Annotated in this window: 14 protein-coding genes, 1 pseudogene and 1 other annotated feature; of the genes and pseudogenes, 5 read left to right on the forward strand and 10 right to left on the reverse strand. The window is 36.4% G+C overall.

From position 1 onward, the window contains the following. Nucleotides 1–6 precede the first annotated feature (6 nt). Nucleotides 7–678, forward strand: a complete 672-nt coding sequence (locus BPMYX0001_RS05395) for a TerC family protein (protein WP_018764011.1) — start codon at nucleotides 7–9, stop codon at nucleotides 676–678. Nucleotides 679–989: 311 nt separating this feature from the next. Here the strand turns inward: BPMYX0001_RS05395 and spx are convergent, their stop codons facing one another. After that, on the reverse strand, nucleotides 990–1,385 hold the full coding sequence (gene spx, locus BPMYX0001_RS05400) for a transcriptional regulator Spx (RefSeq protein ID WP_000258267.1): 396 nt from the start codon (nucleotides 1,383–1,385) through the stop codon (nucleotides 990–992). Nucleotides 1,386–2,005: 620 nt separating this feature from the next. Here spx and BPMYX0001_RS05405 point away from each other — a divergent pair. Next, nucleotides 2,006–2,209 carry a hypothetical protein gene (locus tag BPMYX0001_RS05405; protein ID WP_006093962.1) on the forward strand — a complete coding sequence of 68 codons (204 nt, stop codon included), beginning with the start codon at nucleotides 2,006–2,008 and terminating at the stop codon, nucleotides 2,207–2,209. 33 nt (nucleotides 2,210–2,242) lie between these two features. On the opposite strand, the gene BPMYX0001_RS05410 is transcribed toward BPMYX0001_RS05405, so the two are convergent. Beyond that, nucleotides 2,243–3,889 carry a peptide ABC transporter substrate-binding protein gene (locus BPMYX0001_RS05410; RefSeq protein ID WP_006093963.1) on the reverse strand — a complete coding sequence of 549 codons (1,647 nt, stop codon included), beginning with the start codon at nucleotides 3,887–3,889 and terminating at the stop codon, nucleotides 2,243–2,245. A 649-nt stretch (nucleotides 3,890–4,538) separates the two neighbouring features. Here BPMYX0001_RS05410 and BPMYX0001_RS05415 point away from each other — a divergent pair. After that, the gene (locus BPMYX0001_RS05415) at nucleotides 4,539–5,930 is read left to right on the forward strand and encodes an MATE family efflux transporter (RefSeq protein WP_050774402.1); all 1,392 of its coding nucleotides are present in this window, start codon (nucleotides 4,539–4,541) and stop codon (nucleotides 5,928–5,930) included. Nucleotides 5,931–6,281: 351 nt separating this feature from the next. Here the strand turns inward: BPMYX0001_RS05415 and BPMYX0001_RS05420 are convergent, their stop codons facing one another. The 6 genes and pseudogenes from BPMYX0001_RS05420 to BPMYX0001_RS34675 form a co-directional block, all read right to left on the reverse strand. After that, entirely contained in the window at nucleotides 6,282–7,217 is a 936-nt protein-coding gene (locus BPMYX0001_RS05420; protein ID WP_017152841.1) for an ABC transporter ATP-binding protein, read from the reverse strand. Next, a complete protein-coding gene (locus BPMYX0001_RS05425; RefSeq protein ID WP_018764007.1) occupies nucleotides 7,210–8,253 on the reverse strand; it encodes an ABC transporter ATP-binding protein in 1,044 nt (347 codons plus the stop codon). The genes BPMYX0001_RS05420 and BPMYX0001_RS05425 overlap by 8 nt, the downstream gene beginning before the upstream one ends. A 20-nt stretch (nucleotides 8,254–8,273) precedes the next feature. After that, nucleotides 8,274–9,290 carry an oligopeptide ABC transporter permease gene (gene opp3C / locus BPMYX0001_RS05430; RefSeq protein ID WP_018781159.1) on the reverse strand — a complete coding sequence of 339 codons (1,017 nt, stop codon included), beginning with the start codon at nucleotides 9,288–9,290 and terminating at the stop codon, nucleotides 8,274–8,276. Beyond that, nucleotides 9,287–10,216, reverse strand: a complete 930-nt coding sequence (gene opp3b, locus BPMYX0001_RS05435) for an oligopeptide ABC transporter permease (RefSeq protein ID WP_003195920.1) — start codon at nucleotides 10,214–10,216, stop codon at nucleotides 9,287–9,289. Before opp3b ends, opp3C begins: the two co-directional genes overlap by 4 nt. Before the next feature lie 126 nt (nucleotides 10,217–10,342). Then, nucleotides 10,343–11,977 carry a peptide ABC transporter substrate-binding protein gene (locus BPMYX0001_RS05440; protein ID WP_033798733.1) on the reverse strand — a complete coding sequence of 545 codons (1,635 nt, stop codon included), beginning with the start codon at nucleotides 11,975–11,977 and terminating at the stop codon, nucleotides 10,343–10,345. Then, nucleotides 11,974–12,185 (reverse strand): annotated as a pseudogene (locus BPMYX0001_RS34675) (hypothetical protein). The gene BPMYX0001_RS05440 and the pseudogene BPMYX0001_RS34675 overlap by 4 nt, the downstream one beginning before the upstream one ends. Nucleotides 12,186–12,340: 155 nt before the next feature. Between BPMYX0001_RS34675 and BPMYX0001_RS05445 the strand changes: the two are divergent. After that, nucleotides 12,341–12,676, forward strand: coding sequence for a DUF3899 domain-containing protein (locus tag BPMYX0001_RS05445; protein ID WP_371388987.1), 336 nt, complete (start codon nucleotides 12,341–12,343; stop codon nucleotides 12,674–12,676). Nucleotides 12,677–12,908: 232 nt separating this feature from the next. Continuing rightward, nucleotides 12,909–13,128 (forward strand) — a binding site (T-box leader). 229 nt (nucleotides 13,129–13,357) lie between these two features. Beyond that, nucleotides 13,358–14,347, forward strand: coding sequence for a tryptophan--tRNA ligase (gene trpS, locus BPMYX0001_RS05450; protein WP_003195917.1), 990 nt, complete (start codon nucleotides 13,358–13,360; stop codon nucleotides 14,345–14,347). Nucleotides 14,348–14,622: 275 nt separating this feature from the next. On the opposite strand, the gene BPMYX0001_RS05455 is transcribed toward trpS, so the two are convergent. Both BPMYX0001_RS05455 and BPMYX0001_RS05460 read right to left on the reverse strand, forming a co-directional pair. Continuing rightward, entirely contained in the window at nucleotides 14,623–15,369 is a 747-nt protein-coding gene (locus BPMYX0001_RS05455; RefSeq protein ID WP_003206164.1) for a YjbA family protein, read from the reverse strand. 171 nt (nucleotides 15,370–15,540) lie between these two features. Continuing rightward, complete coding sequence (locus tag BPMYX0001_RS05460; RefSeq protein ID WP_003195915.1) at nucleotides 15,541–16,329, reverse strand: DUF2268 domain-containing putative Zn-dependent protease; 789 nt, start codon at nucleotides 16,327–16,329, stop codon at nucleotides 15,541–15,543. Nucleotides 16,330–16,501 lie beyond the last annotated feature (172 nt).

The following is a 16,501-nucleotide window of genomic DNA, read 5'->3' on the forward strand; positions in this document are numbered from 1 at the left end:
AAAATGATGGAGTTAGATTTTTTGACATCTATACTAATGATTGTCGGTATCGATGTTGTACTAGGCGGTGATAACGCAATTGTAATTGCGCTTGCAAGCCGAAACTTACCTGAATCTAAACGGAATAAAGCTATTTTTATTGGTACGGTCCTAGCAATCGTGCTGCGAATTCTTCTTACAATACTTGCTGTATACTTACTCGATATTCCCTTCTTACAACTTATTGGCGGCATCCTACTTACACTGATTGCCGTAAATTTACTAACCGACAATAATAATGATCTTTCTTCTATACAAGGAAAAACGACATTATTTCAAGCAATCCGTACAATTGTATTTGCCGATCTCGTTATGGGTTTTGATAATGTCCTTGCGATTGCTGGAGCGGCTCATGGGAATTTTACACTCGTAATTATCGGATTATTAATTTCTATCCCTATTATTATTTGGGGAAGCAAACTCATCTTACTATTTATGGAGCGGTTTCCTTTTCTCATTTATTGCGGAGGAGCAGTTCTTGCTTACACGGCTGGCAGAATGATCACCCATGAAGCGAGACTTGCGAACTTTTTCCAGCATAACCCGGCCTTTGCAACAAGTATACCCTTCCTCTTTATTTTCACAGTATTAACAATCGGGTTTATTGTTCAGCATATCAAATTAGGGAATGTAAAGTAAAACTTGTATTTCTTGATTTGATATAGATTTATATAAATCCAAATTAAAAAACCAAAATTAAACCATTCTTTTTGGGTGGAAGAGAGCATCCGGCCATGCATAGAAGCGGTCAGTTCCTTTTTTCGCCCCATGCCATGTAAAAAACAAAAAGAGGAAATAAGTGGAGAACTGTTTTTGTTTTCATAGCCGCAGCTAATATGTCGAAAAATCAAAATGGAGTTATCTACAAATACTGAGACAAATAATGAATATATGTATGCAAAAACCTTCTACTGTAAAGTAGAAGGTTTTCATATACAAAACTTTTATTGTTAATTTACAAGACGCTGTGCCTCACGTAACTGAAATGTTCTTACTGTACGTGGTAAGAAACGACGAATTTCATCTTCGTTATAACCTACTTGAAGACGTTTTTCGTCAATCATAATAGGACGACGTAAAATGCCTGGGTAGTCACGAATCATCTTATATAAATCTTGAAGTGGTAAAGATTCTAAGTTAACGTTTAACTCTTGGAAAACTTTCGAACGAGTTGAAATAATCTCATCCGTTCCGCTTTCTGTCATGCGTAAAATTTCTTTAATTTCCTCAATCGTTAATGGATCTGAGAAAATATTACGTTCTGTATAGGGAATATGATTTTCCTCTAGCCATAATTTCGCCTTTCTACAAGACGTACAACTTGGAGAACTATATAGTGTTACCATACAAGACTCACTCTCCTTAAAGAGTACAGATTCTGTACTAATTACAGTTTGAATTTCTATTTCCCAGCAATTCTTCACTATGACTTGTCTTACAACAAAATGAAAAATTGCTTTCGATGTAAACAACAACTTATGAGCAAGCAACTTTTAATAAACAACAATTACTTTAAATAAGTAACTTCTATAATCATTATACAATAGATTCAGAAAGAAATACACAGTAAATTTCCTTATTAATAGGGAAAACACCATATGTCTTTAACTGTTGCTTAGGACCAGTAAAGCTGGCATAAATACTTGAAGACATAAGCCCTATATCCCATTCGTATACGTCTTTAGAACTATTTTTTTAATAGACTCTCTTTCATATAATGTACTTCACCACATGTTTCCGATAGCGCTTTATTACCTTTTTCTGATAAAACAATGGTGAAATGTAAGACTTACCGCTATGTAAAACAGCCATGAAAAAGGAACGTTTGTTCTTGTTTATTTTATCAAACCTCATTATTATTGTCTAGACTATTTTTAAGTAAAATAATTATTTTCTAACTTTTCTTTCTTTTTAACTTTTTTTCTCATACAATAATGATACAGACAGGCAAAGGGGGAATTTTCATATGGTTGCTTTTTTTATTGATTTTGCAATTGTCGCTGCCCTCGTCATCGGAATTACAGCATTGATTGGTGCCATTACGAATGGCATCGGTGAAAAGCTATTTGGTGGGAAAGAGAAAATGAAATTTGTTAATAAAAGTGCGGAAGTACAATCTGGATGGAAGCAAGTTGGCGGCAAAGGGATTTATAAAAAACGAACATACTAAAAAGAAGCAGGAAATTCCCTGCTTCTTTTTAAATTATTTTCCGACAGATGCCCACTTGAAGCTTAAATCTCCGCCATAATTATGCTTATAAATATCTTTAACTGTTCCTTTTTGTAAATAAGCCGTGCTACGTTGATATACAGGAGCAATTGCTGCATCATCCATAAGGATTTTTTCTGCTTCAAGTAAACTATTCCAGCGCGCTTGTACATCGCTACCGTCAGTCTTCGCTTTCATAATAATTTCATCGTATTTCGGATTAGAGTATTTCATTTTATTTTGCGTGCCATCTGTTATAAACATATCAAGGTAAGTTACTGGATCTGGGAAGTCTGGACTCCATAAAGCAAATGTCATTTCATAATCTCCACTTTCTTCAAGTTTAAGCTTTTGCGCAAATGGCTGTTGCTTAATTTTCAATGTAAAACCAGGTAAGTTCTTTTCTAACTCTCCTTTTAAGTACTCCCCTGTTCTCTTAGATAAATCTACATCTTCATTTAATAGCTCAATCTCAATCTTATCTTTTCCTAATTCTTTTTTACCAGCTTCCCAATATTTCTTCGCTTCTTTCGCGTTTGCTTTTACTAACTCCCCATTTTCAGCTCGGAAGTCTTTTTTATTTGGCCCTGTAATAAATTTGCTTGGAATTAATCCTGTTGCTTCAGTAGAGCCATTGTTTAAAATCGTCTCAACAAGTGGTTTACGTTCAAAGGCAAGAGAAATTGCTTTACGTATGTTTTTATTTGCTAAAGCTTCATTTTTCTGATTGAAACGAAGATAGGATACAGTAGCTTCATTTGCCGTTTTAAAATCTTTATCCCCTTTATATTTATCAACAAACTCAGATCTTAAGTTAGCACGGTCTATCGCTTTTGTATCATATAAGTTAATCGATGTTGCCATATCTTTTACAATATTAAAATTCACTTCTTCTAGCTTCACTTCTTTATTGTCCCAGTATGATGGATTTTTCTTTATTTGGAAACTTCTTTCATGCTTCCAGTCACTTAATACAAATGGTCCATTATATAGTGTTGTATTTGCCTCTAGACCAAACTTGTCCCCTTGCTCTTTCGCATACTTTTCATTTACAGGATAAAACAGTGGATAAATCATTAAGTTTTCAAAGTATGGAACTGGATGCTCTAATTCTACTTCTAATGTATAATCATCAATGGCCTTTACACCTAATTGATCTGGTGTCATTTCTTTTTTATTAATTTTCTGTGCGTTTTTAACATCAAACATAATATATGCTGATACTGCTGCTTTATCTGGATTAATTGCTCGTTGCCAAGCATATACAAAGTCTTTCGCTGTTACAGGATCTCCATTTGACCACTTCGCATCTTCGCGTAATTTAAAAGTATACTTTTTCCCGTCTGCTGATTTTTCACTTGATTTCGCTACACCTGGAACGAGTTTATCCCCTTTATCAAGGCGGTATAGCCCTTCCATCGTATTATTCATCACTCGCGATGATACTGCATCAGCTGATAACGCTGTGTCCATCGTTGGAATTTCTTGTGTTTCAGTTAAATTTATAACTTGTTTCGCATTATTATTGCCGCTTTCCCCTTTTGCTTTCGCTTGCGACTCATCTTTTTGATAACTACATGCTCCTAAAACCATGCTCATCGCTAATGTCGACGCTACTAAAACTGGTACTTTTTTCTTCATCCTTCCATCCCCCTAAAAAAATGTTAGCCCTTTCATTTTCAAACAGAAAGAAATATTTATATGTTCTAATAATTCATATTATACATATAAATATATTATTTGTATATTTGTTTTTCTATCTTATTAAAATTTTCTGTTACCATAGCATTTTCTGTAAACGTTTTATATTACTTATTTTCCTGCCTGAAATACTAAATATACCTGTTTTAATAATTATCTAAATTATCAGAGTATAATTAATTTTATATCATATAATATCTTTTGTATAATTATTCCCTTCTAATATGCACCATTTTGATCTTTCAACATATAAGTCACAGCTTTGAAAATAAAAGAAGATCTCCACTCCTTTTCTCCATTTGTTTTCACGTGGCATGGGGCGAAAAAAGGGGATGATCGCTTCTACGCATGAGCGGACGCTCTCTCCCAACCAAAAAAAGGATTTTTATTGATTTTTCAATTTGTACTTATATATGTCCTATTTTTTCGAAATATATATTTATCATTTCAACCGAGAAGACCCCCTCCTCTAAATGAAGTGAAGGTGGGGGTAGTTCAATAACCAAACTGCAAAATGAATGCAAGTGTTGCTGAAGTGTGTTAAGATACATTTTGTTTCAAAAAGGATATCGGTAAAGTGGGGGATGATATGACAGTGACTACGTCCAAAAAAGGGCAGGAAGAAAAATTAAATTTATTTTTCTTAACATGGCCTATTTTTTTAGAGGTTTTTCTTTTTATGTTAATGGGGATTGCTGATACTTTTATGCTAAGTGCACTATCAGATGACGCGGTATCAGGTGTTGGGGCAGCGAATCAATATCTTCATATCGCAATATTAGTACTAGAAGTAATCGGAAACGGGGCCGCAATTGTTGTTTCTCAATACCTTGGTTCTAAACGATATATGGAAGCATCAAAAATATCAGCTTTAGCGGTAACATTAAACTTAGGAGTCGGGCTCATCATAAGCGCCGGTTTTCTTTTATTTTCGAAAAATATGATGATGACGATGAATTTACAAGGTGACGTATTAACTTACGCACAAAATTATTTATCAATTGTTGGAGGAGCAATCTTTCTTCAAGCCATTATTAATTCACTGGCTGCCATTATTCGTGTTCATGGATTTACAAAACAAGCAATGTTGATTTCATTAGGAATGAACATTTTTCATATTGCTGGAAACTATGTACTTATTTTCGGGAAATTCGGTTTTCCAGAAATGGGCGTTCAAGGTGCTGCTATATCATCATCTTTCAGCCGTTTAATCGCACTCATTGTCTTCTTCTGGTTACTATACCGCGTCATGGAATATCGCGTGAAGTTGAACTACTACATTACCTTATCAAAAGAATATATCGGCAAGATTTTAAAGATTGGTATTCCATCGGCTTTTGAACAAGTTATGTACCAAGCATGTCAAATTGTCTTTTTATATTATGCGACATACTTAGGAGCAGAATCATTAGCTGCAAGACAGTATGCAACAAATATTTCAATGTTTACTTACTTATTCGCTATCGCCATCGGAATGGGAACAGCGATCATTGTTGGGCGTTTAGTCGGTGGAAATGAGAAAGACGAAGCATATGTACGTGTATGGAAAAGTGTAAAGTGGGCCATTGGTGTTACGTTATGTATGGTCATTCTCGTCATAACATTTCGCACGCAGTTAATGGGGTTATTTACAGATAATCCTCATGTCATCGCTTTAGGCGCAACCGTTCTTTTATTAAGCATTCTACTAGAAACAGGCCGAACGATGAATATTGTCATCATTAATTCCTTGCGGGCTGCTGGTGATGCAAAATATCCAGTTTTAATTGGCGCATTCTCAATGGTATTAATGAGTTTACCACTTGGCTACTTTTTTGTATTTTATTTGTACATGGGACTGCCCGGCATTTGGTTAGCCATTGCGATTGATGAATGGACACGTGCCATCATTATGTTCTTCCGCTGGAAAAGCAGAGCATGGGAAAATTATGCCCTTGTTAAACCGGAGACTTCTGAAGAATCAGCTCCTGTTCAAGCTTAATATTAATGTTGATATTCAGAAAAAACAGGTTGGAGAAAGCCTTCTCCAACCTGTTTTTGTGCTGTTCTTTATCGGAACGCCAATATATTTTGAGGAACGGTCGATATATTTGGACTTGCGCCGATAAAATTTCATTTACTATTTTTCTATCCCCCACTCTATTGCTGAAATCTCTACTCCAGCTTTTCCTTCTCTCCTTTTGTTTTCACTCGGCATGGGGCGAAAAAAGAACCTGACCGCTTCTATGCTTGGGCGAATCCTCTCTCCCATCCAATAAGAAAAGGTTTATATCAGTTTTCTTATTTGTATGTATATAAAAAAGAAGCGACCTCTCCAGCCGCTTCTTTTCTATTATTGATAGATTTCTTTATATTTCTTGTATTCTGCTTCTGAACAAAGAACAAAATGTCCAGGGCGAATTTCTCGCATAGTAGGCGTTTCATTACCATATTGATGCTGAGATGGATCATATACGATACGCTTACGATTGCGTTCATAATCCGGATCTGGAAGCGGAATTGCTGATAATAGTGATTTTGTATACGGATGAATTGGATTCTCGTATAGCTCATCACTGCTTGTTAATTCAACAATTTGTCCACGGTACATAACACCAATACGATCACTGATGTATTTTACCATCGATAAATCATGGGCAATGAATAAATATGTTAAGCCTTTTTCTCTTTGCAGTTGTTTCAGTAAGTTTACAACTTGCGCCTGAATGGATACGTCAAGTGCTGAAATTGGTTCATCCGCAATAATAAATTCCGGTTCTACCGCAAGTGCACGAGCAATTCCGATACGTTGACGTTGTCCACCAGAGAACTCATGCGGGAAACGATTGGCATGCTCTTTATTTAACCCAACTGTGTTCAATAATTCATGCACACGATCCATACGTTCTTTTTTGCTTTTTGCTAAACCGTGAATATCAATGCCTTCTGCAATAATATCCCCAACTGTCATACGAGGATTTAATGATGCGTATGGATCTTGGAAAATCATTTGCATTTTACGATTAAATTTCTTTAATTCTGCTCGTGATTTCTTACCATGTACATTTTCACCGTCGAACAGCACTTCTCCAGCAGTTGCATCATATAACCTGATAATCGTTCTTCCAGTTGTTGATTTTCCGCAACCAGATTCCCCTACAAGTCCAAATGTTTCACCGCGGTAAATATCAAATGAAATGTCGTTGACCGCTTTTACAACACCACCACTAACGTTGAAGTGCTGCTTTACATTTTTTACTTCAATTAATTTTTCACGTTGATTAGTCATGTTGTTCACCTGCTTTCATTTGAAGAATTCGTTTTTGAACGACTTCTGGCGGTTGTACTTCTGGTGCTTGCTCATGAAGTAACCATGTTGCCGCATAATGTGTATCACTAACTTTAAAGAATGGTGGTTCCATTTCAAAGTCAATTTTTAGTGCCTGTGGGTTACGTGGTGCAAATGCATCCCCTTTTGGCGGTTTTAATAAATCTGGAGGTGTTCCAGGAATTGCATATAACTCCGCTTCTGAGCCATCTAAACTTGGCATAGATGCGATTAATCCCCATGTATACGGGTGTTTTGGGTTGTAGAAAATTTCATCAACCGTACCAATTTCAACGACTTTACCTGCATACATAACAGCAACTCTGTCCGCAACGTTTGCTACTACACCTAAATCATGCGTAATGAAAATAATCGCCGCTTCTGTTTTCTGTTGAATGTCCTTCATAAGCTCTAAAATTTGTGCTTGAATTGTAACATCAAGTGCTGTTGTCGGCTCATCCGCAATCAATAGTTTCGGATTACAAGCTAATGCCATCGCAATAACAACACGCTGTCTCATACCACCAGAGAATTGGTGTGGGTATTGTTTTAAACGCGCTTCTGGATTTGGAATTCCAACAAGATCAAGCAGTTCTAACGCAACTTTACGCGCATCCGCTTTGCTCATCCCTTGGTGTTTAATAAGACCTTCCATAATTTGATTACCGATTGTCATCGTTGGATTTAGTGATGTCATCGGATCTTGGAAAATCATTGCAATTTCTTTCCCGCGCACTTGCTGCATTTCTTTTTCTGTTAATTTTGTTAAATCACGACCATCAAATACAATTTCTCCATTTTTAATACGTCCTGGAGGATTTGGGATGAGTCCCATTAGCGCTTTCGAAGTAACTGATTTCCCAGAACCAGATTCTCCTACAATCGCTAATGTTTCTCCCTTTTTCAAATCAAATGTAACTCCGCGAACAGCTTGTACTTCACCAGCATGTGTATCAAAGGAGACTTGTAAATCTTTTACCTCTAACAATGTTTTCATTTTCACTTCTCCTCCCTCGTTTACTTACGCATTTTTGGATCTAACGCATCGCGTAATCCATCTGCCATTAAGTTAAATGCTAAAATTAACATACTGATGACAACCGCAGGGATGAACATCATATGTGGATATGTTTGAATTGACTTATATCCATCATTTACAAGAGAACCAAGTGATGCAGTTGGCGGCTGAATACCAAGACCAATGAAGCTTAAGAATGCTTCACCAAACACCGCTGTAGGAATTGTAAACATTGTCATAACGATAATTGGTCCCATTACGTTCGGAATTAAGTGCTTCACAATTAATTGTGTGTTTGTTGCACCTAATGTACGAGATGCTAATACATACTCTTGGTTTTTTAATTTTAATACTTGTCCACGTACAATCCGCGACATTCCAATCCAACCTGTAATTGCCATCGCGAATGTAATTGATAAAATACCTGGATCCATAATAATTACCATTAAGATTACAATGATTAAATATGGAATACCGTTAATAATTTCCATAACACGTTGCATAATGTTATCCACTCGTCCACCATAGAACGCTGAAATACCTCCGTATGCAACCCCAATTACTAGGTCAATTGCCGCTGCTAAAAGAGCGATATATAATGATACGCGTGTTCCTTCCCATGTTCTTGTCCAAAGGTCACGTCCAAGATCATCTGTACCGAACCAGAAATACTCTTTAATATCACGTTTCTCATATTGATCAACACCATATTGATCTGTACCATCAAATGGTAACCAATGAATATTTTCTATCACTGGAATTTTCGGCGGCATTTTTGCACGTCCTAAATCTTGGTCTTTATAGGAATGTTTACTTACCATCGGTCCAAAAATTGCTAAAAGCGCAATGATGACAAGCAATACAAAACCAAACATTGCTCCTTTATGTTTAAACAAACGTCTTCTTACATCTTGCCAAAACGTTAAGCTTGGTCGGGCAATGACTTCATTATCAACATTGCTTCGATTGGCTGGTTGAAATAAATCTGGAGATAATTTTTGTACGTCTTTCATCATTTTTTCCCTCCCGCTAAACGAATACGAGGATCAATTATTCCGTATAAAATATCAACAATGAAAATTACTAAAATAAAGATTGCACTATAGAAAATTGTCGTTCCCATAATAACCGTATAATCATTCAATTGAATCGATTTAACGAATTGCTCCCCAAGTCCAGGTACAGCATAGATTTGCTCAATAACAAGCGTCCCTGTAATTAATCCCGCAACCATTGGTCCTAAAATTGTAACAACCGGAATCAATGCATTACGAAGTGCATGTTTTATAATAATGACACCTTGACTAATTCCTTTTGCTTTTGCTGTTAAAATATAATCTGCTTGCATTACTTCGATTAACTCCGCACGAGCGAAACGTGCAATTGTCGCAGTAACTGCCATCGATAAAGCAACCGTTGGCATGACTGTAAATTCAGGACCTTTCCAGAATGCAACTGGGAACCAACCAAGTTTTACCCCTACAAAATATTGTAGTAACGCTGCGAATACGAAGGATGGTACCGACATTCCGAGTACAGAAATAATGGTTGCCCCGTAATCCACCCATGTATTATTACGAAGTGCTGCGATAATCCCTAAAATTAGACCTATAAATGTTCCTAATACGATCGCCTGGAAACCAAGCTGTGCTGATGGTCCAATACGATCAACAATCATATCCGTTACAGGACGGTTATCGTACTGGAATGATACTCCTAAATCACCTTTTACTAAGTTCCCTAAGTAGCGCGCATATTGCACTGGCACCGGATCATTCAAACCATATTTTTCTAAAATGATTTCTTTCTGCGCCGGAGATAATTTCTCTTGGTTTTTAAGCGGAGAACCCGGCAGTAATTTCATTAAAAAGAATGTCAGCGTAGTGATTAAAAATAACGTCAAAGCCATGTACACGAAACGTTTTAATGCATAACGTCCCATAATCAAGCACCTCCCCATTTTTCTCAAAAGCAATAAGATAGTTTGAAATATTCTTACTTTTATTTTTTTAAATAAAAGCATATGCCCATCATAGGCATATACCCTTATTCATGATGGAAACCAATTTTATTTTTTGACTTCAACCCATTTGTAGCTAAATTCGCCACCATATTTATGTTCTAGCAACCCTGTAATAGAGCTGCGTTGTAAATATGCTTTTCCTGGTTGATATACTGGAGCAATTGCTGCATCATCCAACAATTGTTTTTCAGCTTTCAACAGTGCATCCCAACGAGATTGTACATCTGTCTCTACTTTTGCCTTCTTAATTAATTCGTCATATGCTGGATTTGCATAGTTGACTTTGTTTTGCGGATTTCCTGTTGTATACATATCTAGGAATGCCATCGGATCCATATAATCTGGGGCCCATCCTGCATACGACATTGCATATTCTCCACTTGCTTCAAGTTTTAATTTTTGTGCAAATGGCTGCATTTTCATTGAAATTGTTAAGCCTGGTAAATTCTTTTCAAATTGCCCTTTTAAATACTCACCGATTTTCTTAGCATCATCTGTATCAAAGTTCAGCAACTCTAAATCTACTTTATCAACACCAAGTTCTTTTTTACCAGCTTCCCAATATTTTTGAGCCTCTTTTATATCTTCTTTGATCAGATTTCCATTTTCTTCACGGAAGTCTTTTCCATTTGGTCCTTTCGCTAAACCTTTCGGAACAAAACCGTACATCCCCTGTGAACCATCGTTTAAAATAACTTTCCCGATATTTTCACGTTCAAAGGCCATTGATATTGCTTTACGAATGTTCTTATTCGCTAAGAACTTGTTCTTTTCGTTTAAACGAATAAACTGTGTAGAAGGTTTCTTAATTGTCTTGAAATCAGAATCTTTTTTGTATTTATCTACAAATTCTGATGTCAATACGACACGATCAATTGCATTTGTTTCATATAAATTTATTGCAGTTGAACGATCCTTTAGAATATTGAAGTTTACTTCTTCCAGCTTCACTACTTTATTGTCCCAGTACGTCTCATTTTTCTTAAGCTGGAAACTTTGTTCATGTTTCCACTCATTTAAGACGAACGGACCGTTATAGAGCGTCGTATTAGATTCTAATCCAAATTTATCCCCTTGTTCTTTTACGAACTTTTCATTTAATGGATAGAATGTTGGATATACCGTTAAGCTAACAAAGTAAGGAACAGGGTTGTCTAATTCCACTTCTAGTGTGTGATCATCAATTGCTTTTACGCCAAGTTCTTCAACTGGCAACTCTTTTTTATTAATTTTTTCTGCATTCTTTACATCGAATAATATGTAAGCAAATTTTGCACCTGTATTTGAATCGACAGCTCGTCTCCAAGAATATACAAAGTCTTTAGCTGTTACAGGTTCCCCATTAGACCACTTCGCATCATCACGTAATTTAAATACGTACTTCTTACCATCTTCCGTTTTCTCATAAGACTTTGCCACACCTGGAACGAGTTTATCGTCTTTTCCAAGGCGATATAATCCTTCCATTGTGTTATTCATTATGTTAGAAGATGCCGCATCTGTTGATAATGTTGTATCCATTGTCGGAATTTCAGCAGCTTCAGGTAAATTTAGTACTTGTTTGCCTGAAGCACTGCCTTCTTTCGTACTCGCTTTCGTATCTTCTTGCTGATAACTACAAGCACCAAGCATACTGACCGTCAATGTCGATGCAAGTATTAGTGGTATCTTTTTCTTCATATTGTACTACCTCCCCTAATTGCACCTCCTGTACCCCCACTTACTAAAAAGCAGAATTGAAAGAATAATCTCCAAGTTTCTACAATTTTCATTATACATATAATGTGACGATTGTGAATATAGTTTTTTGTTTTTTTGTTAAAATTTTTAATAAAATGTTTATTTTTTTATTTTTTGTAAATGAGGCACTTAACATTGCTCCCATCATATTGAAAGAAAATACAAAATTGCGTATAATTTTCAAATAATTATCCCTAGTACTCATTATAACTTTTATAGTATAATAATTCTAGTAATATTTTGACGGAGGGGAACATTTTGAATAGACTTTATTCTCACACTTGTATATTAATATTGTTAGCAATAATCGTTTCTAGCATTGGTGCATTCCTATTTTCAGCTCAATTTTTGTTGAATTTTGTCAATATCATGTTTTACATTGCATTATTTTTTGTTATTTTAGGAGGTTTTTTATTTCTATTTCAAAGTGGATTTTTCAACATAACAATGTACGCTTTCCAAAAAGTATTTGGAACAAATAAAAAGGTAGAATCTTTAATTGAAGAAGAAGAATCAGCAATAGATAAAAAAGAAAGAATATATAAAACGTATTCTTTCACATGGACATACCCCATCTGCATTACAGGTGTTCTTTTAGGCCTCATCTCTACGATCATTAGCTTTACTATTTTGATGTAGTTTGCAAACGTTTTTCCATATGATATAATTACTTGCAAAACATTTTGTTATAAAAAGCGCAAGTGGCTCGCTCAGAATGCGAGGGGGATGGAGCTCCTGACGTAGAGGCGCTTTTTGCCTCGCTGGAAGGCGCGAAGCCACCGAGTATTCTTGCCACTGGAGCTGGATTACTCAAAAAGCGCAAGTGGCTCGCTCAGCTGTTAAAAACAGAGCTATATTATAATAAATTCATATGCATGCGATGAGAAAGAAGAGTACATATTGCAGCAATTTCAGAGAGCTTGTGGTTGGTGAGAACAAGTAATTGTACAGTATGGAATGGGCTTTTGAGCACCAAACCGAAACAACTTAGGAGTAGGCTTTGGCGTTATATCCAGGCGTTATAATGGATAAAAGAGATTTCACTATTTGTGAAATAATTAGGGTGGTACCGCGGTCCATTCGTCCCTAGATCATTTGGGATGAATGGGCTTTTTTGTATTTAAAAGCGGAAGCGGCTTGCTTAGAATGTGAGGGGGATGGAGCTCCTGATGTAGAGGCGTTTTTTGCCTCGTAGGAAGGCGCGAAGCCACCGATCATTCTTGCCGCTGGAGCTGGATTATATAAAAAGCGGAAGCGGCTCGCATTGACCTACTTCCCCCACTCTTCAACAATACATACAAATTTCAAGGAGGCATTATTATGTCAGTTATTTTTTCTGGTATTCAGCCAAGCGGAACAATTACGCTTGGAAACTATTTAGGAGCAATGAAACAATTTACAGAATTACAAAACGAACATGATTGTTATTTCTGCATTGTAAACCAGCATGCGATTACAGTTCCTCAAGATTCTGTACAACTTCGTAAAAACATCCGCAGCCTTGCTGCGCTATATGTAGCTTGTGGTATTGATCCTGAAAAATCTACTTTATTTGTACAATCAGAGGTACCTGCGCACGCTCAACTCGGATGGATTATGCAATCTATCGCATATGTTGGAGAATTAGAACGTATGACGCAATATAAAGATAAATCATCTGGTAGAGAATCTGTTCCAGCTGGATTACTTACGTATCCACCATTAATGGCAGCTGACATCTTACTTTACAACACTGAGATTGTGCCAGTTGGCGACGATCAAAAACAACATATGGAATTAACTCGCGATTTAGCAGAGCGTTTCAATAAACGTTTCCGTGAAATTTTCACAATTCCAGAGATTCGCATTCCAAAAGTAGGCGCTCGTGTTATGTCATTAACAGAACCTACGAAAAAAATGAGCAAATCTGATCCAAATCCAAAATCAATGATTAGTATGCTTGATGAGCCAAAAACAATTGAAAAGAAAATTAAAAGTGCAGTAACTGATTCTGACGGTATCGTAAAATACGACAAAGAAAACAAACCTGGTATTTCCAACTTATTAACAATCTACTCTTCATTCTCAGGTAAAACAATTGAAGAACTAGAAGCTTACTATGAAGGAAAAGGATACGGCGACTTTAAAGGTGATTTAGCACAAGTAGTCGTAGAAGCAATTCGTCCAATTCAAGAAAAATATAACGAACTAATTAACTCCCCTGAATTAGATGAAATTCTTGACAAAGGTGCTGAAAAAGCAAATCGCGTTGCAATGAAACAACTACGTAAAGTTGAAAATGCAATGGGATTAAGCAGAAAACGTAGGTAATGAAAAAAGCGGAAGTGGCTCGCTTAGAATATGAGGGGGATGGAGCTCCTGACGTAGAGGCGCTTTTTGCCTCGTAGGAAGACGCGAAGCCACCCATCATTCTTGCCGCTGGAGCTGGATTATACAAAAAGCGGAGGTGGATCATTCAGCTCTGACGGTCTAAGTTTTTTTCGCATAGAATTCGTTCTTTGCCTTCTTATGCGGAAGGTTCTTAGACAAGAAGAGCTTGCCACCGGAGCTGGATCAAATTAAAAAACCGCCAATTTGGCGGTTTTTTAATTTACCTTTTGTTCATTTTCCATTTCCCATAACTTTTCAAAGAATGGTTGCCCTTTTACAAGGCGTTCACATAGCTGTTCATGCTTTTTTGACCAACCATATTTCGCTTCCTCATAAAGGCGCTCCCAGACGTCTTCAAATTTCATATGTTGAACAGTCCCATATGCAGATGGATCCCATTCTGTATACCAATAGCGAATTTCAGCTGGATTTTTCGTTGTATGTAGTTGATCTAGCGCCATAAAAAGCAATTGTTTTAATTGTCGTTCTTTACGAGTTAAGCCATTCATAATATATGGCGATGGTGATAAAATATGATGCTCTTTTTGTGATTCTTCCACTTGAAACTCATACTTTTCTGCTTGGACATTTTCCACCATCTCATATACCATCTGCTCTTGACGAGGAATAAGCCTACTTTTTCGAATCGGTACATTGTACCCAATTGAATCCACTGCAATAATTCCTTTTCCATCTGTAACAACAAAACAATACTCTTGTTGCAAACGCTCATGATTTTTACGAATATACGCCTTATGATGTACGTCTTCCAATAGTTTTTGCGGAAGTTCCAATAATTCGTTCTCGATGTAATGATATAATGTAGAATCTACTTTTAATAATGGCACTTGATCTAATAATTCGATCGTATCATCCTTCCGCCATTCGTAAAAATGACAAACGTTATACCCATTTTCTTCACCTTCAAACCAATTTACCCACACATCATGTAGATATAACATTTTCTACCCCTCACTTCACTACTGTTTGTACATCTCATTATGTTCATTTCTTGTGAAATTTATTCCATCCAAGGGAATATATTCTACTTATTATTTCTTCACTACTTCTCACTTCCATTTTCATCATGCAAAAAAACTTGGCAGCGCCAAGTTTTTTATATTTATCACCTATTAAGAGGTAAAAGTATTTGCTTTATTTAATATACATATGGCATCCATAGACAATAAAGAAAGCGTGTTATCTTTCTCAAATTCCACACAATCTTTTACAATATGAAATCCAACGCCATATCCAAGCATCTTCGGGTACATTTGCATTCCATTTAGTAAGCAGTCATGCTCCCTTGTTCCTCTCTTCATATCCTGTTTCTTTTTTACAACCTTCTCCCAATAATGAACCGCTTCCTCTTTTGTATAGTACGATGTCCACGGTGCATAACTCTTTTCTGAGTGCCTTTCATACACCGCTTGCTCTGCAAGCCCCTCCATTATCATTGTATCAAGTAATGTATAATCCTTTTCTTTCTTTTCAATTTGATGTAACCGACATATGTGATGATATTCATGGGTAAGCAATGCTTTTAATTCCTTCACTGTATTCCGTCCACAGACAAACAGGAAAATCACATGACGCATTGTTAAGCCAGCTTTTCCGTTATATTCCGCTTGTACCGTGCGATTATATGAATCTGATAACAAAATAAAGATAGGGACATCTGGCCCTTGTAACCAGTGCTTTAGTTCCTCATACTCCTCAGAAAGCTCTTTCCAAATCTGCTTTTCCTCTAGTCGCTCAATTTCTTTTTGTCCTTCCATCACTGGACGATACATACCTTTAGAAATTAAAAAACGGTACAACCTCTCCTTTGGCAATGGAATGTATTTTGTAAACTTCTCACAAAGCTTTTCTGGACGCCCATAATAAAGGTGCAGCCAATCTGCCGTTTGAATAACCCCCATCTTCACTCCTCCCTTTTCTTCTATATATATATATGCAAGAAAAGGAGCGAACGCGAAGTGATAAAATGAAACTTTTGATTGGCTTTACTTTGTTTCTGATTGCGCTATTTCATCTTTCCTGCGCCCAAAAAGATTAGTAGTAAAGTCCTGATGCCGAAATAAATCCCCTTCA

This window comes from Bacillus pseudomycoides DSM 12442 (genome assembly GCF_000161455.1).
Classification (GTDB): Bacteria; Bacillota; Bacilli; order Bacillales; family Bacillaceae_G; genus Bacillus_A; species Bacillus_A pseudomycoides.

Bases quoted from the DNA above. Each gene is read 5' to 3' on its own strand.
- opp3b (WP_003195920.1), bottom strand. From the start codon at position 10,216: ATGGGACGTTATGCATTAAAACGTTTCGTGTACATGGCTTTGACGTTA.
- BPMYX0001_RS05415 (WP_050774402.1), top strand. From the start codon at position 4,539: ATGACAGTGACTACGTCCAAAAAAGGGCAGGAAGAAAAATTAAATTTA.
- BPMYX0001_RS05395 (WP_018764011.1), top strand. From the start codon at position 7: ATGGAGTTAGATTTTTTGACATCTATACTAATGATTGTCGGTATCGAT.
- BPMYX0001_RS05410 (WP_006093963.1), bottom strand. From the start codon at position 3,889: ATGAAGAAAAAAGTACCAGTTTTAGTAGCGTCGACATTAGCGATGAGC.
- opp3C (WP_018781159.1), bottom strand. From the start codon at position 9,290: ATGATGAAAGACGTACAAAAATTATCTCCAGATTTATTTCAACCAGCC.
- BPMYX0001_RS05405 (WP_006093962.1), top strand. From the start codon at position 2,006: ATGGTTGCTTTTTTTATTGATTTTGCAATTGTCGCTGCCCTCGTCATC.
- BPMYX0001_RS05425 (WP_018764007.1), bottom strand. From the start codon at position 8,253: ATGAAAACATTGTTAGAGGTAAAAGATTTACAAGTCTCCTTTGATACA.
- BPMYX0001_RS05440 (WP_033798733.1), bottom strand. From the start codon at position 11,977: ATGAAGAAAAAGATACCACTAATACTTGCATCGACATTGACGGTCAGT.
- BPMYX0001_RS05460 (WP_003195915.1), bottom strand. From the start codon at position 16,329: ATGGGGGTTATTCAAACGGCAGATTGGCTGCACCTTTATTATGGGCGT.
- BPMYX0001_RS05455 (WP_003206164.1), bottom strand. From the start codon at position 15,369: ATGTTATATCTACATGATGTGTGGGTAAATTGGTTTGAAGGTGAAGAA.
- BPMYX0001_RS05420 (WP_017152841.1), bottom strand. From the start codon at position 7,217: ATGACTAATCAACGTGAAAAATTAATTGAAGTAAAAAATGTAAAGCAG.
- spx (WP_000258267.1), bottom strand. From the start codon at position 1,385: ATGGTAACACTATATAGTTCTCCAAGTTGTACGTCTTGTAGAAAGGCG.
- trpS (WP_003195917.1), top strand. From the start codon at position 13,358: ATGTCAGTTATTTTTTCTGGTATTCAGCCAAGCGGAACAATTACGCTT.